Source organism: Microbacterium sp. ZOR0019 (genome assembly GCF_000800925.1).
Lineage (GTDB): Bacteria > Actinomycetota > Actinomycetes > Actinomycetales > Microbacteriaceae > Microbacterium > Microbacterium aurugineum.
In genome coordinates this window covers 1-17631 of sequence record NZ_JRKC01000037.1, presented here as the reverse complement: position 1 = coordinate 17631, position 17631 = coordinate 1, and the positions used below count along the sequence as shown (strand labels likewise).

17 protein-coding genes are annotated in these 17631 nt (G+C 69.0%); 5 read left to right on the top strand and 12 right to left on the bottom strand.

Annotation, left to right across the window (positions count from 1 at the left end; genetic code table 11):
* Positions 1–25 precede the first annotated feature (25 nt).
* Together L978_RS08720 and L978_RS08715 are read left to right on the top strand one after the other, a co-directional pair.
* Complete coding sequence (locus tag L978_RS08720) at positions 26–811, top strand: energy-coupling factor transporter transmembrane component T (RefSeq protein ID WP_047522470.1); 786 nt, start codon at positions 26–28, stop codon at positions 809–811.
* A 9-nt stretch (positions 812–820) separates the two neighbouring features.
* Positions 821–1639: a siderophore-interacting protein gene (locus L978_RS08715; protein WP_047522413.1), complete on the top strand. Its 819-nt coding sequence runs from the start codon at positions 821–823 to the stop codon at positions 1637–1639.
* A gap of 39 nt (positions 1640–1678) precedes the next feature.
* On the opposite strand, the gene L978_RS08710 is transcribed toward L978_RS08715, so the two are convergent.
* From L978_RS08710 to L978_RS08660, 11 genes are all read right to left on the bottom strand, one after another.
* Positions 1679–2827 (bottom strand): serine hydrolase domain-containing protein, encoded by a 1149-nt coding sequence (locus tag L978_RS08710; RefSeq protein WP_052193446.1) that lies wholly within the window; start codon positions 2825–2827, stop codon positions 1679–1681.
* 142 nt (positions 2828–2969) lie between these two features.
* Positions 2970–3908, bottom strand: coding sequence for a carbohydrate ABC transporter permease (locus tag L978_RS08705; RefSeq protein WP_052193445.1), 939 nt, complete (start codon positions 3906–3908; stop codon positions 2970–2972).
* A gap of 2 nt (positions 3909–3910) precedes the next feature.
* Entirely contained in the window at positions 3911–4816 is a 906-nt protein-coding gene (locus tag L978_RS08700) for a carbohydrate ABC transporter permease (protein ID WP_047522411.1), read from the bottom strand.
* Positions 4817–4845: 29 nt separating this feature from the next.
* Entirely contained in the window at positions 4846–6171 is a 1326-nt protein-coding gene (locus L978_RS08695) for an ABC transporter substrate-binding protein (RefSeq protein WP_047522409.1), read from the bottom strand.
* Positions 6172–6212: 41 nt separating this feature from the next.
* Positions 6213–6587, bottom strand: coding sequence for a cupin domain-containing protein (locus L978_RS08690; protein ID WP_047522407.1), 375 nt, complete (start codon positions 6585–6587; stop codon positions 6213–6215).
* Positions 6584–7474: a 3-hydroxy-5-phosphonooxypentane-2,4-dione thiolase gene (lsrF, locus tag L978_RS08685; protein ID WP_047522404.1), complete on the bottom strand. Its 891-nt coding sequence runs from the start codon at positions 7472–7474 to the stop codon at positions 6584–6586. Before lsrF ends, L978_RS08690 begins: the two co-directional genes overlap by 4 nt.
* 21 nt (positions 7475–7495) lie before the next feature.
* Positions 7496–9091 (bottom strand): FGGY family carbohydrate kinase, encoded by a 1596-nt coding sequence (locus tag L978_RS08680; RefSeq protein ID WP_197055636.1) that lies wholly within the window; start codon positions 9089–9091, stop codon positions 7496–7498.
* Complete coding sequence (locus L978_RS08675; protein ID WP_047522402.1) at positions 9088–10107, bottom strand: NAD(P)-dependent oxidoreductase; 1020 nt, start codon at positions 10105–10107, stop codon at positions 9088–9090. The genes L978_RS08680 and L978_RS08675 overlap by 4 nt, the downstream gene beginning before the upstream one ends.
* A 38-nt stretch (positions 10108–10145) precedes the next feature.
* Positions 10146–10961 (bottom strand): GntR family transcriptional regulator, encoded by an 816-nt coding sequence (locus tag L978_RS08670; protein WP_047522400.1) that lies wholly within the window; start codon positions 10959–10961, stop codon positions 10146–10148.
* A 343-nt stretch (positions 10962–11304) separates the two neighbouring features.
* Complete coding sequence (locus tag L978_RS08665) at positions 11305–12468, bottom strand: acyl-CoA dehydrogenase family protein (protein ID WP_047522398.1); 1164 nt, start codon at positions 12466–12468, stop codon at positions 11305–11307.
* A 152-nt stretch (positions 12469–12620) separates the two neighbouring features.
* Positions 12621–13550, bottom strand: a complete 930-nt coding sequence (locus tag L978_RS08660; protein ID WP_047522396.1) for a M15 family metallopeptidase — start codon at positions 13548–13550, stop codon at positions 12621–12623.
* A 74-nt stretch (positions 13551–13624) separates the two neighbouring features.
* Between L978_RS08660 and L978_RS08655 the strand changes: the two genes are divergently transcribed.
* The 3 genes from L978_RS08655 to L978_RS08645 are packed head-to-tail and all read left to right on the top strand — an operon-like array spanning position 13625 to position 15507.
* A complete protein-coding gene (locus L978_RS08655; RefSeq protein WP_047522394.1) occupies positions 13625–14671 on the top strand; it encodes an Rv2578c family radical SAM protein in 1047 nt (348 codons plus the stop codon).
* 27 nt (positions 14672–14698) lie between these two features.
* Entirely contained in the window at positions 14699–14908 is a 210-nt protein-coding gene (locus L978_RS08650) for a hypothetical protein (RefSeq protein ID WP_047522392.1), read from the top strand.
* 59 nt (positions 14909–14967) lie between these two features.
* Positions 14968–15507: a YaeQ family protein gene (locus L978_RS08645; RefSeq protein ID WP_047522390.1), complete on the top strand. Its 540-nt coding sequence runs from the start codon at positions 14968–14970 to the stop codon at positions 15505–15507.
* Between the two features lie 138 nt (positions 15508–15645).
* Here the strand turns inward: L978_RS08645 and L978_RS08640 are convergent.
* Positions 15646–17631 (bottom strand): DEAD/DEAH box helicase (locus L978_RS08640; RefSeq protein WP_047522388.1); only part of this gene is annotated, 1986 nt, incomplete at its 5' end.

Here is a 17631-nt window from a genome sequence, read left to right as displayed (position 1 = left end):
TCCGGGTTTCGACCCCTACGCCCGGATGACGGCGTCCTCCCCGCGGCAGTTCCTCTACGCCCTGAACCCGCTCGCCAAGGTGGCCGGGTTCGCGCCCGCGATGCTGCTGCTCGTGTTCGTCCGCGACCTCGCCACCCCGGCCGCGTTCCTCCTGCTCGCATATGCCCTGATCCTGCTCGGCGCGCGGCTGACCGGACGCCTCCTGGCCCTCCTGCTGCTCGCCCTCCCCGCCGGGATGCTGCTGATCGGTATCGGCTTCTCGGTCTGGGTCGACACCGCAATCGTCTCCGACACCACCCCCGTCGTGCGCATCGGCGACTGGACGCTCTACAGCGGTGCCCTGCTGCTCGGCTTCGCCACGGCCCTGCGTCTGGGCGCCATCGTCTCCCTCGCCCTCGTCGGCGGCCTCACCACCAGCGGCCCCGACCTCGTCCGTGCCGGCGTGCAGCAGCTGAGGGTCCCGTACCGGATCGGGTATACGGCGCTCGCAGCCTTCCGTTTCGTGCCACGGTTCGGACACGAGCTCGCCGTCATCCGGGCGGCCCACCGGGTGCGCGGCTACCACGGCGGACGCGGACCCTTCGCCCGCATCGCCCGCGGCTGGGGTTACATCGTTCCGCTGCTCGCCGGCGCGATCCGGCACGCCGAACGCGTGGCCCTGGCGATGGACTCGCGGGCCTTCGGCGCGCACCCCACCCGCACGGAGCGACACCTGGTGCCGTTCCGCACACGGGACACCGTCTTCACCGCGGCGATGCTGCTGGTCTCCGCCGCGCTCTTCGTGGCGTTCTTCCCCTGGCAGCTTCCCTGAAAGGCGCCCATGGCATACAGCAAGATGGTCAAGCCCGAGAACGCCGGACTCATCCACCTCACGGTGCTGCGCACGCAACGGCTATCGGCGCACTGGTCCCGGGTGACGCTCGGCGATGGTGAGATCGAGAAGTTCCGCCCGATGGGGTTCGATCAGTGGTTCCGGCTGTTCCTGCCGATCGGCGGCGACGCGGGACTCGACCGCGTGCCCGCCAAGGCCAACAAGATCTTCGGCTACCTGAAGTTCCTGCGCATCCCCGACGACGAGCGCCCCGTGATGCGGAACTACAGCGTGCGCGCCTACCGCGCGGCCACGGCGGACACCGGTGCGGAGATCGATGTGGACTTCGTGCTGCACGGATCGGCGGCAGAGGCCACGGCCGGCCCGGCATCGCACTGGGCCGAGACCTGCCAGCCTGGCGAGCACGTGCTGATCATCGACGAGGGGCTCACCTTCAACCCGCAGCGCGGCACCGAACGCGTCCTCCTCGTCGGCGATGAGACCGCCCTCCCCGCGATCGCCTCGATCAGCGCATCGCTGGCGGAGGACGCCGTCGGCACCGTGATCGTCGAAGTGCCGTCCGACGAGGACGCCCTGCCGTTCCCGCATCCTCCAGGGATCGAGATCGTCTGGCTCGTGCGTCCGCACGACACGGCTCCCGGGGTTCTGGCTCTCGAGACGCTCGGCCGTACGGCGCTACCCGCCGCTCCGTTCCACGCGTATGCGGCGGGGGAGCAGGCGCTGGCCTCCGGGGTCCGCAAGCACCTCGTCGGCGAACGCGGGGTCGACAAGAACGCGGTCAGCTTCTGCGGCTACTGGAAGCGCTGAATCCCGTGCGCGGCCGGCGTGCGGGATCAAAAACGCGCCTCAAGTGCTTCCCGCAGGGGCGTTTTCGATCCCGCACGCGGGGTCAGCGACCCGCTGGACGTCTCGGAACAAGCCCATGACCTCCGGGCCCATCTCGACCTGGCTCAGCACGATGCCGAACGAACCGTCGGGGTGGATCCAGAAGTCCGTCCCCTGCCCGCCTGACCATCCGTAGCGACCGGCGTTCGCCCCGGAGGTCTGCATCGCGACGCCGAAACCCCACCCCGTGCCGTCCCAGAACCCCGGGAAGAAGCTGTCGTCGGTCTTCGCGCTCGCAGGCACCTGGTCCGTGCGCATCTCCGCCAGCAGTTCGGGGTCGAGGACGACCTTTCCGTCATGCCGTCCCCCGGTCGCCAGCATCCGCGCGAAGGCCGCATGGTCGGCAGCGGTCGACACGAGTTCGGAGTGACTGAGGTCGAAGGGCGCCGGCGCGACCGAGAAACCCCCACCCGCAGGCTCGACCTCGACCAGTCCGCCCTCCGTGTGCCGGTTCGCAGCGGGCAGCCGGTGGGCCTGCTCGAGCGGAACCGTGTACCCGGTGTCGACCATGCCCAACGGCTCGAAGAGGTCCCGCCGAAGGTGCGCCTCCAGCGACCCGTCGACCACGCGGGAGAGGAGCACCCCGAGGATGCCGAAGGAGTGGTGGTAGCGCCATCCGGAGCCGGGTTCGAACGCGAGCGGAAGTGCGGCCAGCGCGTCGATCCACTCCGGAGCGCCCATCGCCACCGGCTCCTGCCCCGCGGCCGTCCTGTTCCCGATCATCGCCATCGCCAGCGGAGACGGCACGACCTGCACGCCGTACCCGGAGGTGTTGGTGAGCAGATGGCGCAACGTGATGGGCGTCGTCGCCGGACGGACATCGTCGATCGGCGCGTCCGGCGTGCGCAGCACCCGGCGGTCGGCGAGCTCCGGCAGCCAGCGCTCCACGGGATCGTCGAGTCGGAGGCGCCCGCCCTGCACGAGACGCAGTGCCGCAACGGCGAGGATCGGCTTCGTCATGGACTGGATGCGCACGATCGCATCCGCCGGGAGATCACCGGCCGTGACGATCTCGGTAGACCCGTCGGGGGCGCCGAGCACGCCGATGATCCCCGGTGCCGTGCCGCGCGCGACGTGCTCATCCAGGATCTCCAGGAGCGAGGTCGTCATGCCCTCGATTCAACCCGGCGACGGCGGCCTTGTCCACGGTCCGACCGCGCGTGCGGGATCAAAAACGCACCCCCAGAGCATCCCGGAGGTGCGTTTTTGATCCCGCACACGCGGCGACGCGGCGACGCTGCAACGCGGCGAGTTACTTCACGCTGCCCTGAGTGAGACCGCCCACGAGCCACTTCTGCAGGAACAGCGCCAACAGGTAGATCGGGATCAGGCCGGACAGGCTCGCCGCGGCCATCTGCCCGAACATCACCTCACGGCCGCCCTGCATCAGGGCGATCCCGACCGGGAGCGTCTGGGAGTCGATGCTCTGGGTCAGCAGCAGCGGGATCAGGAAGTCGTTGTACGCGAGGATGAAGACGATGATCGAGACGGCGACGATCCCCGGTGCGGTGAGCGGCAGGATGACGGACCAGAGTGCGCGGAGCGGGCCACAGCCGTCGATCTGAGCCGCCTCGTCGACCTCGAAGGGGATGGCGCGGAAGAAACCGTCGAGCAACCAGACGGCCACCGGCGTGAGCAACAGTCCCTCGACGATGCCGAGGCCCAGCACGGAGTCCATCAGTCCCGCAGAGCGCACCAGCACGAAGAGCGGGATGATCGCCACGACCGGCGGAGCGACGTAGGCCGAGACGATGAGCCCGAGAGCCTGCTTCCCTCCGACGCGGAGTCGAGCCATCGCGTAGTTCGCGGGGATCGAGACCAGGAGCGCCACCAGGACCGCCACGATCGCGGCGCCGAACGAGTTCCGGAGGTACGTCAGGATCGGCCAGTTCTCGAACGCGGCGACCCAGTTCTCGACGGCGAGGCGAGAGGGGAGGATTCGCGTCGACAGGATGTCGTCCGGGCTCTTGAAGGACATTCCGACCATGTAGAGCACGGGCAACAGGGCCAGAGAGATCGAGACGACGATCACGACCCACTTGACGGCGGTGACCACGACGGACGGACGCCCCGGACGCGACGTGCTCGAGGTGCGGACCTTCGGACGACGACGACGACGCGCGTCGGGGACGACGAGGGTTTGCGTCGCGCTCTCCTCGGTGCGGGCGGGGACGCGGAGCGTGAGGGACATGATCAGCTCTCCTTGTGCAGGCGCTGTCGCACGGCGTTGAGCGGCAGGATGACGATGGTGACGAGCACGAGGAAGGCGATGGTCTGCGCCGCCGCCGCTCCCACGTCGAACGTCTGCAGGCCGGTGCGGTAGATCTCGAAGCTGCTGACGGTGGTGTCGAAGCCCGGTCCGCCGCTGGTCATGATGAAGACGAGGTCGAACACCTTGAAGGAGACCACGAGCTTCAGCAGCAGCACCGTGATCAGGCTCGGAAGCACCAGGGGGAAGGTGATGCGCCAGAATGTCTGCCACACACCGGCGCCGTCGACCTGCGATGCCTCGTAGACCTCCGTCGGGAGCGTCTGCAGCGCCGCGAAGACCAGGAGGACGCAGAACGGCGTCCACTGCCACGCATCCACGAAGATGACGGAGATCATCGCGGCAGGGCTCGAACCGAGGAACAGGAACGGATCCGACCCGGGGGCGAACGACTGCCCGATGTTGTTCAGCAGGCCACCGGTGGGCGCGAGCATGAGCTTCCAGATGACGCCCGCCATGACGGGCGGTGTCATCAGCGGGAGCAGCAGGAGCACCCGGATGATTCGACCGCCCTTGACGGCCGCATCGAGCGAGAGTGCCACCGCGAGACCCGCGACGAGCGCGATGACCGCGGACGGGATGGCGAACAGGAGCGACCTGCCGAGGGACGGGATGGTGACCCCGTCCCCCAGCATCGCCGCGAAGTTGTCGAACCCGACCCACTCCGAGAACGGCCGCCCCAGCGACGACTCCGAGAAGGAGGCAGCGATGATGTACGCGAGCGGGTAGATCGCGATGATCACGATCGCGATGACGGCGGGCGCGAGCAGGGCGCGCCCCGTCCACGACCCGCGTCGGACGACGCGACGGCTTGCGACGGGTTGCGACATGAGCGGTCCTTTCCGGGTTCGACGAGAGGTCAGTCGGCCAAGGACTGCCAGGAGTCCCAGGTCTGCTGCATCGCCTGTTCGGCGGTCAGGCCGCCCTGCAGCATGAGCGCCAGGTTGTCGCTCAACGACTGGATCATCTCCGGCGCCTGCGGCGAGGTCGGCCACGACTGCGCGTTGGGAAGCACCTGCGCCGCGACGGCCGACACTTCAGGGGCGAACTCGATGTACTTCGCGCTCTCCAGAGTGGAGGTGCGGGTCGGGTCGACGCCGGAGCCCGTCGTGGTGATGAGCTTCTCGTTGGTCTCCTTCGACGATGCGAAGGCCACGAACTGCTTGGCCAGGTCCTCGTCGCCGGCATTGGGGCTGATGCCCATCGCCCACCCCGCGTTCAGGGCTCCGGAGACCTTGCCCTCCGGTCCGACGGGGAGGGGCGCGACGCCCCAGCCGTCGACGATCTTCGACTGCTCGGGGTCCTGCGCGAAGACGCCCAGATCGGTCCAGAACTCGATCATGCCGACGGAGCCGGAGAGGAACTGCGGGAGGGCCTGCTCGAAGCCGATCTCCAGCGGACTGGGCAACGCCGACGGCGCTGCATCGAGCATCGACTGCGCGGCCGCGACCGCGTACTCCGTGTCGAGCTGCGGCATCTGCGGGTCGATCGGATCGGGCGACATCGTGGCGAGACGGTTGAAGAACGTCGAGCCGATGTTGAAGGCGCTCTTGGAGCCGAGCAGCGCATTGCCGTACACGCCGTTCGCCTTCTCGGCATCCGTGATCTTCTTCGAGACCTCGACGTACTCGTCCCACGTGGTCGGGACCTCGACGCCGTTCCGCTCGAAGATCGCCTTGTTGTAGAACAGCACGTGCGTGTCGCCGTCGATCGGCAGCCCGTAGGTCGCGCCCTCGTACTGCGTGTACGGCCCGAAGATCGCCTCGATGAAGTCGGAGGAATCGATGTCCTCGTCGGAATCGACCCAGTCGGTGATGTCGGCGAGCGCACCGGCATCGGCGAGCGCGCCGACCGACGTGTACCAGTACTGGATGACGTCGTAGTTGTTCGTCCCGGACTGGGCGTCCAGGATCGCCTTGGTCTGGATCTGGTCGTAGGGCACGACCTCGACCTCGATCTCGACGCCGGTCTCGGCCTCGAAGTCGGCCTCGAGGATCTTGCCCGCGCCTTCCTGCGGGGCGGCGATCAGGACCTTGAGGGTCTTGTCGCCGCCGTCGCCGGAGGAGCCGCCGGAGTCGCCGGCGCATCCGGCGAGCACGAGGCCCAACGTGGATGCCAGAGCGATGACGGGCAGAGCGCGCCGAGTGAGGCGAGCGGATGATGAGGAGCGTCTTTGCACACTCATGGTGCTGTCCTTTCGATGTTCTTCGGGTGGGGGAGGAAAAGTCAGACGGTCGGTGGTGCGGCAGGGGTCCAGGGTCGATCGACCTTGTCGCCGTCGATCCACGGCGTCTTCACGAACACGGCGCGGAAGACCTCGTCGAACGGGTTCCGCACGAGGTGCTCCTCGTGCGGTGCGGCCCGCAGCACGTCTCCGGCTTCGACGACGCGACGGGTGCGACGGTCGAGCCAGATCTCCGCACGTCCTTCGAGAACCACGAACGACTCGGTGTGGTGTTCGTGAAGATGGTTGGCGAACACGTCTCCCGGACGGAGCACGACCACGCCGAACGCGGCGTCCTCGTCCTGCGCCAGGTAGCCGGGCCCCCAGTCGCCGAAACGCAGGTCGGCCTCCGCGGCCCGCAGCACCTCGGCGCTCATGCGGGCACCCGTGTCTCGGTCGCCTCGCGGAACAGCTCGTGGGCATCCGCGGGATCGACGTCGTCGTGGACGACGGCACGGACGGCGAGCATCATGGCCGCGGGGTCGGCGCTCTGGAAGATGTTGCGCCCCATGTCGACACCGGCGGCCCCCGCACGCACCGCGTTCGAGGCCATCGTGAGGGCTTCGAGCTCGGGCAGCTTCTTCCCGCCCGCCATGATCACCGGGACCGGGCAACCGGCGACGACGTCCTCGAATCCCTCCTCGCAGTAGTAGGTCTTGACGAGCTGCGCTCCCAGCTCGGCGATGATGCGGGTGGCGAGGCCCAGGTAGCGGGCGTCGCGCACCAGCTCCTTGCCGACCGCGGTCACACCGAGCACGGGCACACCGGCCGCGTACCCGTCGTCGACGAGCGTCGTCAGGTTGCGGATGCTGCGGCTCTCGTGCTCGCCTCCGACGAAGACCTGCACGGCCACGGCATCGGCGTTGATGCGCACGGCATCCGCCATCGCCATCGCCGTGTACTCGTCGGAGAGGTCCTTGAGGATCGACGGTCCGCCCGAGGCTCGCAGCACGAGCCCGGCCCGGGTCGCGGGCGGCACGGAGGTGCGCAGGGCGCCGCGGGTGCACATGACGGCATCGGCGTGTTCGGCGAGCGGTGCGATGTTGAGGTCGATGCGCTCGAGGCCGGATGTCGGCCCTTGGAAGTACCCGTGATCGAACGCCAGCATGACCGTGCGTCCGGTCTGGGGGTCGAGGATGCGTGAGAGGCGGTTCTGCATGCCCCAGTCGAGGTTCGCCGCGCCGCGGATGTTCTGGGTGAACCGGGCGGCCGGCGTCTCGACGTGGAACTTCTTCGCTGCGGCGTTGCCTTCGAGGTCTGCCATGGTGTCTCCTTCTGGTGGTCGTCAGCCGGCGTGGCCGGCGTGCGAGAGTCGGGTGGGAGGAAGGTCGTGTGGGGCGCGGGCGGCCCCGGGAGGGGTGAAGAGCGGATGCAGGTCGGGCCCCGAGATCGAGAGCACATCCCGGTAGACGCGATGCCAGCGCTCGGTCACGGCGCGATACCGCTCGTGCTCTTGCGGGTCGACGTGCTCGACACGATCGGGGTCAGCCATCGGGGGCAGGTCCGCACCCACTCCGCGCGCCGCCAGACGTGCCGCCCCGTAGGAGGTGGCCTCCGGCGCCGGGGTCACCCGGGTGTCGAGTCCGGTGACCCCCGCGATCACACGCGGCCAGAGCGCACCGGCACTCGAACCACCGGTGAAGGTCACGGTCCCCTCGGCGAGGGCTCGACCGTCGGTGAGCGAAGCGAGGATGCCGAGGTGGGCGTTCGCGACGATGGCGGCCGATTCCTCGATCGCCCGGATGAACGCGCCCCGCGACGAGTGCGCGGCGTCATTGATGTCGAAGCCCACGAAGGCGGGCGCCGCATGATGCCAGGCGTCCGCCTGCATGACGTTCGCCATGGTCGCGACCACACCGTTCGAGCCCGCGGGCACCTCGGCGGCCCAGCCCTCCATCACCGCGAACGCCGACGTACCGGCTGCACGACCGAGATCTGCGGCATCGGGGCACATCGCATCGCGGAACCACCGCATGGCGAGCCCGGAGAGGAAGCCGATGCCCTCGACCATCCAGCTGCCGCGCTCGACATGGCAGAGCGTGCGCAGTCGACGCTCCGGATCGATGAGCGGTTCGGACACGACGGCGGTCGTCTGCCAGAAGGTTCCGGCGACGATGGTCGGCACCCCCTCCCTGGCGGCGATGCCGTGCAGGGCGAGCTGGGTGTCAGCGCCTCCCGCGACGACCGGGGTCCCGACGGCGAGTCCGGTCGCGGCAGCGGCGGCGGGCGTGACCGCACCGACGACGTCTCCGCACTCGACGACGGGAGGGAGGATGCGACGGTTCACCCCGACCAGGCCTGCCAACTCGTCGGACCAGTTCCGCGCGCGGAGATCGAACAGCGCCGAGCTCGAGCCGCTGGTCGGCTCCGTCACGAACTCGCCCGTCAAGCGCGTCGTGACCCAGTCGCTCAGCATGCCGAGGTGCTGGGCCTGCGTGAACAGGTCGGGCTGGTGCCGGGCGATCCAGCGCAACCGGGCGGGCGCCGTGATCGACACCCAGTCGCCTGCGGTGCGATACACCTCGTCGGCGACCCCTTCGGCGACCAGTTCGTCGGCCTCGATCCGTGCCCGACCGTCGGTGTTCGGGCAGGCCCAGAGCTCGCGTCCCCCGGCGTCGTAGAGCACGAACCCCTCCCGCATGCTCGACGCGGCGACGGCGGCGACGCGTCGATCGCCGAGCCGCGCGACCACCTCGGTGACGGCGTCCGCGATGGCGTTCCATCCGCCTTCCGTGTCGAAGACGGTGCCGCCGGGGTGGCCGGGCACGGCCGTGTGCGTCCATTCACGAGCGGCGCGCGCGACGAGGCGCCCTTCGATGTCGAAGGCGAGCGCCCGCGCCGAACCCGTGCCCGCATCGATCGCGAGGAAGACATCGGTCATCGTTCCCATCGGAGGCTCCCGTCCGTCAGGAAGCTCTCGACCTCGGCGGCGAGCATGTCGGCGCCGCGGGCGAGGGTCTCGTTCGTGGCCCCGGCGAGGTGCGGGGTGAGGATGAGAGAGGGCTCGGCGACGAGCTCGCGCCAGGGCCCGTCCGGCTCGTTGACGTCGAGCGCGGCACCGGAGAGTCGGCCGCTGCGCAAGGCATCGAGGAGAGCCCCCTCATCGACGAGGGACTCCCGGGCCGTGTTGATGAGGAACGATCCTTCGGGCATCCGGGCGAGCTGCGCGGCACCGATCATGTGGCGGTTCTCCGCCGTGGCCCGGGCGTGCACACTGACGACGTCGCTGGAAGCGAGCAGCGCGTCGAGATCGGAGACGATCGTGGCATCCGTCACCGAATCCGGATCGACGAAGGGATCGTAGGCGGTGATGGTCGCCCCGAGGGCCCGGGCGCGGGCGGCGACGAGCCGCGCGACGTTCCCGTAGCCGATCAGTCCCAGCCGGAGGCCCTTGACCTCGCGGCCGAACCACCGCGCACCCTCGAAGGTCGACTCGGCGAGCGGGCGTCCATCGGCCACCCGCTCGTCGACGTCACGCAAAGACGCCGGCACGTTGCGCACCAGGGAGATCAGGAAGCCGATGGTGAGGTCGGCCACGGCATCCGCGTTCTTCCCCGGCGTCGTGGTGACCCGCACCCCCCGCTCACGCGCGGCATCGACATCGACGTTGACGGGTCCTCCGCGAGCGCAGCCGATCAGACGCAGGTCAGGGAGTGCAGCGAGCACCTCAGCGGTGACCGGTGCCGCATGGAAGGCGATGATGTCGTAGCCGCGTCCGAGGCGTGCGACCTCCGCCGGGTCGCCCTCGTACTCCCGGATCGAAGACGTGTCCCACGTCGGCGTCGTGATCGTCATCGTCGCCTCGTCGACGTCGATGCCCCGCTGCGCGAACGCGCGGGTGAAGATCTCGGCGGTCATGTAGCTGTCGCCGATGACGAGGATGCGGTGTTCGCTCATGTGCAGGGCTCCCGGGGGAATTCGATGGGTGTGCGGGGTCAGCGCAGGACGGTCGGATAGCGGCCGGATGCGGTCTCGGTGGAGATGCCTGCGGCGTCGAAACCGGTGTCGACGCTGACGCGCAGGCGGTCGGTCCGCACCGAAGCGCGGGAGAAGTCGATGGGCTGTCCGGCCTGGTCGTAGGCGACGGCTTCGACCACGACGATCGGATGCCCGGGCTCGACCTCGAGCAGACTCGCCAACGCTCGGTCCGCGGCGACGGCTTCGATCGTGCGGTGCATGCGAGCGATGCGGACCCCTGCCACGTTCCGGATCGCGGCGTAGAGGCTCGCGCGCGGGTCGCGGAGATCGGGCAGCACACCGGCGAAGCGCGACGGCAGGTAGTTGATCACGTGCACGGCGGTCCGGGCTCCCACGGCGCGCACGCGTTCGAGCACGAATCCCATACCGTCGGGCGAGTCACGGCCGACGACCGCCGCCGCCCAGGACGGGAGGGGTTCGATGCCGGCGCGGAGGATCTCGGAGCTCAGTGCGCTGCGTCCGTCCTCGCTGTACTCGCCGAGGAGGCTCGGCGCCGAGGGCAGGGTCCACGCCGAGGGACCTTGCGCCCGCTCGACGAATGCGCCCTTGCCCTGCTGACGGGAGATGATGCCTGCGCTCTCGAGCCGGGACAGGGCATCGCGAACGGAGGTGCGAGATGCGGAGAAGTGGTCGCGCAACGCGCTCTCGCTCGGCAGCCGGTCACCCGGCGCCCAGGTCCCCTGCGCGATCTCGCCCTCGATGGCGCGCATGATCTGGAACCAGATCGGGGCGGTCGACGTACGGTCGAGCAGCGGCATGGTGAGCGTGGACATTCCGGCCTCTTCGATGAGCGGGTACGGGGACTTCGTCGTTCCCCGAGTCGGACATCTCGTATCCGACATGTATCGATCATGGTGCAGGACATGTATCCCATGAAGAGACAAGTCAGGAGAATGATCCGCGCGCTTCATCGCTGCGAAGATATGCGCTCTGATCGGGGATTCACGCCGACTCCTGCCGCGCGCCCACGCCGGATGCGGCGCGCGCTACCGCCCATCCTCGGCCGATCGTCGATACAAGTTGCCCCGCTTCGCGCGGTCCGACCGCGCTCGCGGGATCAAAAACGCACCCCCGGAGCATTCCGGAGGTGCGTTTTTGATCCCGCGCGAGGAAGTGTCAGCGCTTGCCGGCGATCTGACGGCCGACGAGATCGCGCATGATCTCGTTCGTGCCGCCGTAGATGCGGTGCACCCGAGCATCGGTGAAGGCGCGGGCGATCGGGTACTCCATGATGTAGCCGTACCCGCCGTGCAGCTGCACGCCCGTGTCGAGCACCTCCCACTCGCGCTCGGTCGCCCAGAACTTGACCTTGGCGGCGTCCTCGGCGGTGAGCGTGCCGTCCTTGTAGGCGAGCAGCGCGCGGTCGATGTACGCCCACATCGCATCGGTGGTCGCCGACATGTCGGCGAGGCGGAAGCGGGTGTTCTGGAAGTCGGCGATGCGCTCGCCGAACGCCTCGCGGTCCTTCGTGTAGGCGACGGTCCAGTCGAGGGCGGCCTGCGCGGCGGCGGCGGCCGCGACACCGATCGAGAGACGCTCGAGCGGCAGGTTGAGCATCAGCTGGATGAAGCCCTGACCCTCCTTGCCGCTGATGAGGTTCTCTTCGGGGATGAACACGTCGGTGAAGCTGAGCTCGGCCGTGTCCCAGCCGTGGAAGCCCATCTTGCTGAGCTTCTTCCCCTGGTCGAAGCCCTCCATGCCCTTCTCCACGAGCAGCAGACTGAACGCGTCGGGACGGTTGCCCTCGCCGGTCTTCACGAAGGTCACGACGACGTCGGCCGTGGTGCCCGAGGAGATGAACGTCTTCGCGCCGTTGAGGATGTAGCCGCCGTCGACCTTCTTGGCGTTCGTCTTGATGCCGCGCAGATCCGAACCCGCTCCGGGATCGGTCATGGCGAGCGCACCGAGCACTTCGCCCGTGGCCATGCGCGGCAGCCACTTCTCCTTCTGCTCCTGGGTCCCCATGTGCACGAGGTAAGGCACGGCCAGGTCGTCCTGGATGCCGAAGGCCCCTGCCAGCGAACCCGCACCGGCGGCGATGACCTCTTCCATGACGATCGTGCGGAAACGGTAGTCCTGCAGCATCCCGGCGCCGCCGAACTCCTCGGGGACCGACAATCCGATCAGACCCGCCTCGCCGGCAGCCAGCATCGTGGCCCGGTCGATCTCCCCCGCGGCATCCCACCGCTCGATCGCTTCGCCCGTCACGTGGCGCTTGACGAAGTCCTTGACCAGGTCTCGGAATGCCTCGTGATCCTCGTCGTAGATGTCGCGTTCCATGCCGTCCTCCTGAACGTCTCATGCATCGTTGCTCCGGAGATTCTACGTCCCCGCAGGCGGGTGAGACAGCACGTTGTGAGAATGCATCCCATATATCGTGACACTGGGTATCGCCGTTGTCGGATGCCGCAACGACCGCGGATGGCCTTGATTCAGTGCCCGTAATCGGGGGCCGCCGGGAGCCCGAAGAACTCCTCCAGCGCGTGATATCCGCCATCGTGATACGCCGCCGCGAGGTCGACGCCGACGTAGCGGAGATGCCAGGGCTCCGGCGCATAACCGGTCACCGGCGTGCCGACCTGTTCGTAGCGGACGATGAACCCGTACTCCCAGGCGTGCGCGGCGACCCAGTCGCTCTGCGCCGTCCCGCCGAACCCGTCCAGGCCCCCGCAGCCGGAACCGCAGGCCACCACGTCGATGGCCAGACCCGTCTGATGCTCGCTGTGCCCCGGGCGGGCCGACCCTGCATCCGCACCCTGCTGACCCTGCGCACGCACGTGCGAGTCGTACGTCGACACCTGCAGTCCGTACGAGCGGTAGCCGTTGTTCGCGCCGATGCGGCCGACCCCTGCCTTGACCGCCGCCTCCGCCATCGCGCCGACGGCAGCGGCCACCTCGGTGCGCACCCGACCGGACGGCGTCGTCATCTGCAGCGGCACGGAGGCGAGATCCGAGGGCTCGTACGCGGGTGGGTCCAGCGGAAGCGACTTGTTCACCACGACCCAGAGACGTGCCGGGTCGGTGAGCGAGACGCAGGGAGCGTTGCCCGCGACGACCGCATCGCGAAAAGCCCGTCCACCCCCGAAGCCCGCGATCGTGGCCACATCGTCACCGTCGGCGACCGCCTGCTGCACGGTCGGGTCCGCACACGGGTCCGCAGCCGTCGTCGCCCCCACCTGCACGGTCGGCACCTGCAGCACCGCGACCGGCTCCGGCATGGGGACGGCGTCCGATGACGCCGACGGCAGGGACCCGATGGACAGCAGCACGCCGATCGCGGTCACCGCCACCCCGATCGGCAGTGCAGGACCCCGGATCGGGGACCGCGGCGCCGCATGCTGAGCGTGCGGCAGAACGGGCATTACCCCATTGTCTCATTCGAAGATAAGTCGCAGAGTGTCTTGCATTGCATTCGTTATTCTGTTCGAATAGAGGAATGCGGTGGCAGGGACAGAGACTCGGAGAGGTGGATGCCTCAGCGCTGCCGGGGATGGAAGATCGCAGCAACGTGCTGCGCACGGTGACGACTCCCGAGTTCGCGGGCATGACGTTTCACGAGGTGCTGTCGAAGTCGGCCCTGAACCACGTGCCCGGTGCCTCCCGGATGCCCTTCGCCTGGACGATCAACCCCTACCGCGGATGCAGTCATGCCTGCGTCTACTGCTTCGCCCGCGGCACGCACGAGTATCTCGACCTGGACGGCGGCTCCGACTTCGACTCGCAGATCGTCGTCAAGGTCAACGTGGTGGAGGTGCTCGAGAAGGAGTTGCGAAAGGGGAGCTGGGAGCACGAGACCGTCGCCCTGGGCACCAACACCGATCCGTATCAGCGCGCCGAAGGGCGATACAAGCTCATGCCGGGCATCATCGAGACGCTCGCCGCCTCGGGTACGCCGATGTCGATCCTCACCAAAGGCACGTTGATCCGCCGCGACATCCCCCTGCTCGTGAAGGCCGCTGAGCGGGTGCCCGTCGACGTGCAGATGTCCATCGCGATGTACGACGATGAATTGCAGAAGGCGATCGAACCCGGAACCCCGACCACGCAGGCCCGTCTCGACACGGTGCGTGCGCTGACGGAGGCCGGTTTCCGCGTCACCGTCTTCCTGATGCCGATCATGCCGCATATGACCGACTCACTCGAGGCAATCGACAACGCGCTCCTGCGCATCAAGGAGGCCGGGGCTCGCAGGGTCGTCTACGGCGCCCTGCACCTGCGCCCGGGCGTGAAGCCGTGGTTCTTCCAGTGGCTCGACACTCACCGGCCCGACCTGGTCTCCTCGTATCGCGGCCTCTATCCGGGGGCCTCCGTCGAGGCGCCGAAGCCGTACCGGCAGTGGCTCGCCAAGCGCGCGCGTCCACTCATCCGGATGCACGGGCTCGACGGCCGTCATGAAGACGACTATCCCCGGCGCGACCGCCCGACGTTCACACCGTCACCGGCCAGGACAGCCGCACCCGCGCCGCAGCCGATGCTCTTCTGAGGGAGGCACCCGCGCTACGGTGGACGCATGTTCCGTGGATTCGTGGCCCTGTTGTTCGTCGGCGGTCTGGCAGCCGCGGTCGTCGGAACTGTCCTCCCGCTCGGCGGAGGCACCACTCTGTCGCTGCTGGGAGCCGCGGCGTTCGGAGCATCGTTGGTACTCATCGGCATCGTGCTGCTCCGCGACCGCGACCAGCAGCGGGCCGGGCATCCCGAGAAGGTCGACGCCTCGCGCTGACCGCCTTCGCCGGGGGTCACGGTCGGGCCCCCGCTCCCACCCGCGTAGGCTCGGTGATCATGGCGATCGGTTCCACAGTCCACACATTCGAGGTGCAGCTCGCTGACACCGATCGCGGCGTCTACGAGGACTACTCCCTGCGCGTGGCGCGGCATCCGTCCGAGACCGACGCGTACATGCTCACCCGCGTGCTCGCCTACGGGCTCGAGTTCGCGGAGGGCATCGCGTTCGGCGGCAGCATCTCATCGACCGAGGAGCCCGCCGTTCTCGTGCGCGACCTCACCGGCCTCATCACCACCTGGGTCGAGATAGGTGCGCCCGACGCCGAACGACTTCACTACGGCAGCAGACTCGCCGAGCGCACCGTCGTGTACACCCACCGCGACCCCGCCAAAGTGATGGCACCGTGGGCGGACAAGCGCATCCACCGCCGAGAAGACCTCCGCGTCCACAGCTTCGACCCCGGCTTCATCGACACCGCGGCCACCTTGATCGAGCGCCGGAACACGATGACCCTGACCGTGACCGAGGGCGTCCTCTACCTCGACCTCAACGGCACGAACCTCACCTCGACCGTGCACGTGCACGAGCTGGCCTGACTCCGCCGTCGCTCTCGCCGCTCGGCCGTTCACAACTCAGGAAGAATGAAGCCGAAAGGCCCCGGAAACCGTGTTCCCGGGGCCTTTCGGCGTGTTTTTGCGGAGTTGTGAACGGCCACGGCTCGCGACCGCCCCGACTCAGGCAGTCAGGTCGGCCGCGGTCGGCACGCGGCCGGCGATCTCCTCGATGATGTCGTCGTCGAGGCGCGCGTTCTCGAACGGCGCGTCGATCTCGGCACGGTCGAGCAGCTCGGTCATGCGACGCTGGCGCTGACGCGTGATCAGCGTGACGACGCGGCCCGAACGACCCGCTCGCCCGGTACGACCCGAACGGTGCAGGTACGTCTTGTACTCGTCCGGGGCATCGGCCTGCACGACCAGGTCGATGTCGTCGACGTGGATGCCGCGGGCGGCGACGTCCGTCGCGACGAGCACGTTCACGCGGCCCGAGGTCAGACGCTCCAGGTTGCGCGTGCGCTTCGCCTGGTTCAGGTCACCGTGCAGCGAGACCGCGGGGATGCCGGCATCGTCGAACTGCTCGGCCAGCATGTCGGCGTAGGCACGGGTGCGAGCGAAGACGAGGGTCTTGCCCGCGCGGTCGACGAGCGACGTGAGGATGTCGGCCTTGTCACGGTGCTCGATCACGAGCACCCGGTGCTCGATCGTGCTGGAGTCCTGGTCCTCCCCGGCGACCTCGTACACGGCGGGGTCCACGAGGAACTCGTCGACGAGCGCCGCGACCTCACGGTCGAGCGTGGCCGAGAACAGGAGCTTCTGGCTGCCGTCCGCAGTGTGACGCAGGATGCGCTGCACGGGCTCGACGAATCCGAGTTCGCACATGTGATCGGCCTCGTCGAGCACCGCGATGCGGCAGTCCGAGAGGTCGAGCTTGCCCTGGTTGATGAGGTCTTCGATACGACCGGGCGTACCGATCACGATGTCGACGCCCTTCTTGAGCGCGCCCACCTGGCGGCCCTGCGGCACACCACCGTAGATCTGCGTGGTGAACAGGCCGACGCTGCGGGCGATGGGCTGGATCGTACGGTCGATCTGCAGCGCGAGCTCGCGCGTCGGCGCGAGGATGATCGCGCGCGGCGACCGTCCGAACTCACGGCGCTTGCCGGCCTGCGACTGCAGCACGCGCTCGACGAGCGGGGCACCGAAGGCGATGGTCTTGCCCGAACCGGTGCGCCCGCGAGCGAGCACGTCGCGACCGCCGAGCACGGCCGGGATGCTGGCCGCCTGGATCGGGAACGGCGTGGCCGCGCCCATGCCGGCGAGGGTCTCGACGATGTTCGAGCCGAGACCGAGGTCGCCGAAGGTCACACCGTCGACCTCGACCGCCGCGACGGACTTCGCCTCGAGGCGCTCATGCACCACGTCGTCACCCGGCGCGAACTTGGCTCCGGTGGAGGCCGGGCGGCCGGTGGCGTTCCAGTCGTTGCGGCTCGGACGCTCATTGCGCGCCGGACGCCCCCGCGTGTCCGAGGTCAGCGGGCGCGGACGCTCGGTGCGGTAGGCGCCACCGGTCGACGGACGCGACCGCTCATCGCGGCCGCCCTCGTACGAACGCTGCGTGCGGTCGCGGTCGAAGGCGCGGCGTGCGCGGTCGGCGTCATAGGAGCGCTCGGCTCCACGGTCGTCACGGCGCGGACGCTCGTCACGGTCGTACCGGGGACGCTCGGCGCCACGGTCGCCGTTGTACCGGGGACGCTCGGCACCGCGGCGGTCGTCGCGGCCAGGGCGCCCACCATCGCGGTGGTCGTTGTCACGGAAGCCCTGACGCTGAGTGCCTGCGCGGTCGTCACGGCGCGGACGGTCACCGCCGCGGTCGTCGCGGTACGTTCCGGGACCGGTGGGGCGCTGTCCGCCACGGTCGTCACGCCGCGGACGGTCGTCGAACCGTCCGCCGGAGCTGGGGCGGTCGTTGTACCGCGGGCGGTCGGAGCGCTCGTCGAAGCGGGGGCGCTCGTTGCGGTGGTGCGGGGCCTCGCGACGCCCGGACTCGGCGCGGTTGCGGATGCCGCGGGCTTCATCGCGGCCCGCGCGCTCGGATGCGCTCCAGCGCTGCTTGGGCGCACCCGTCTCGGCCTCGGCCGGACGGTAGCCGCGGTGGCCGGCGCT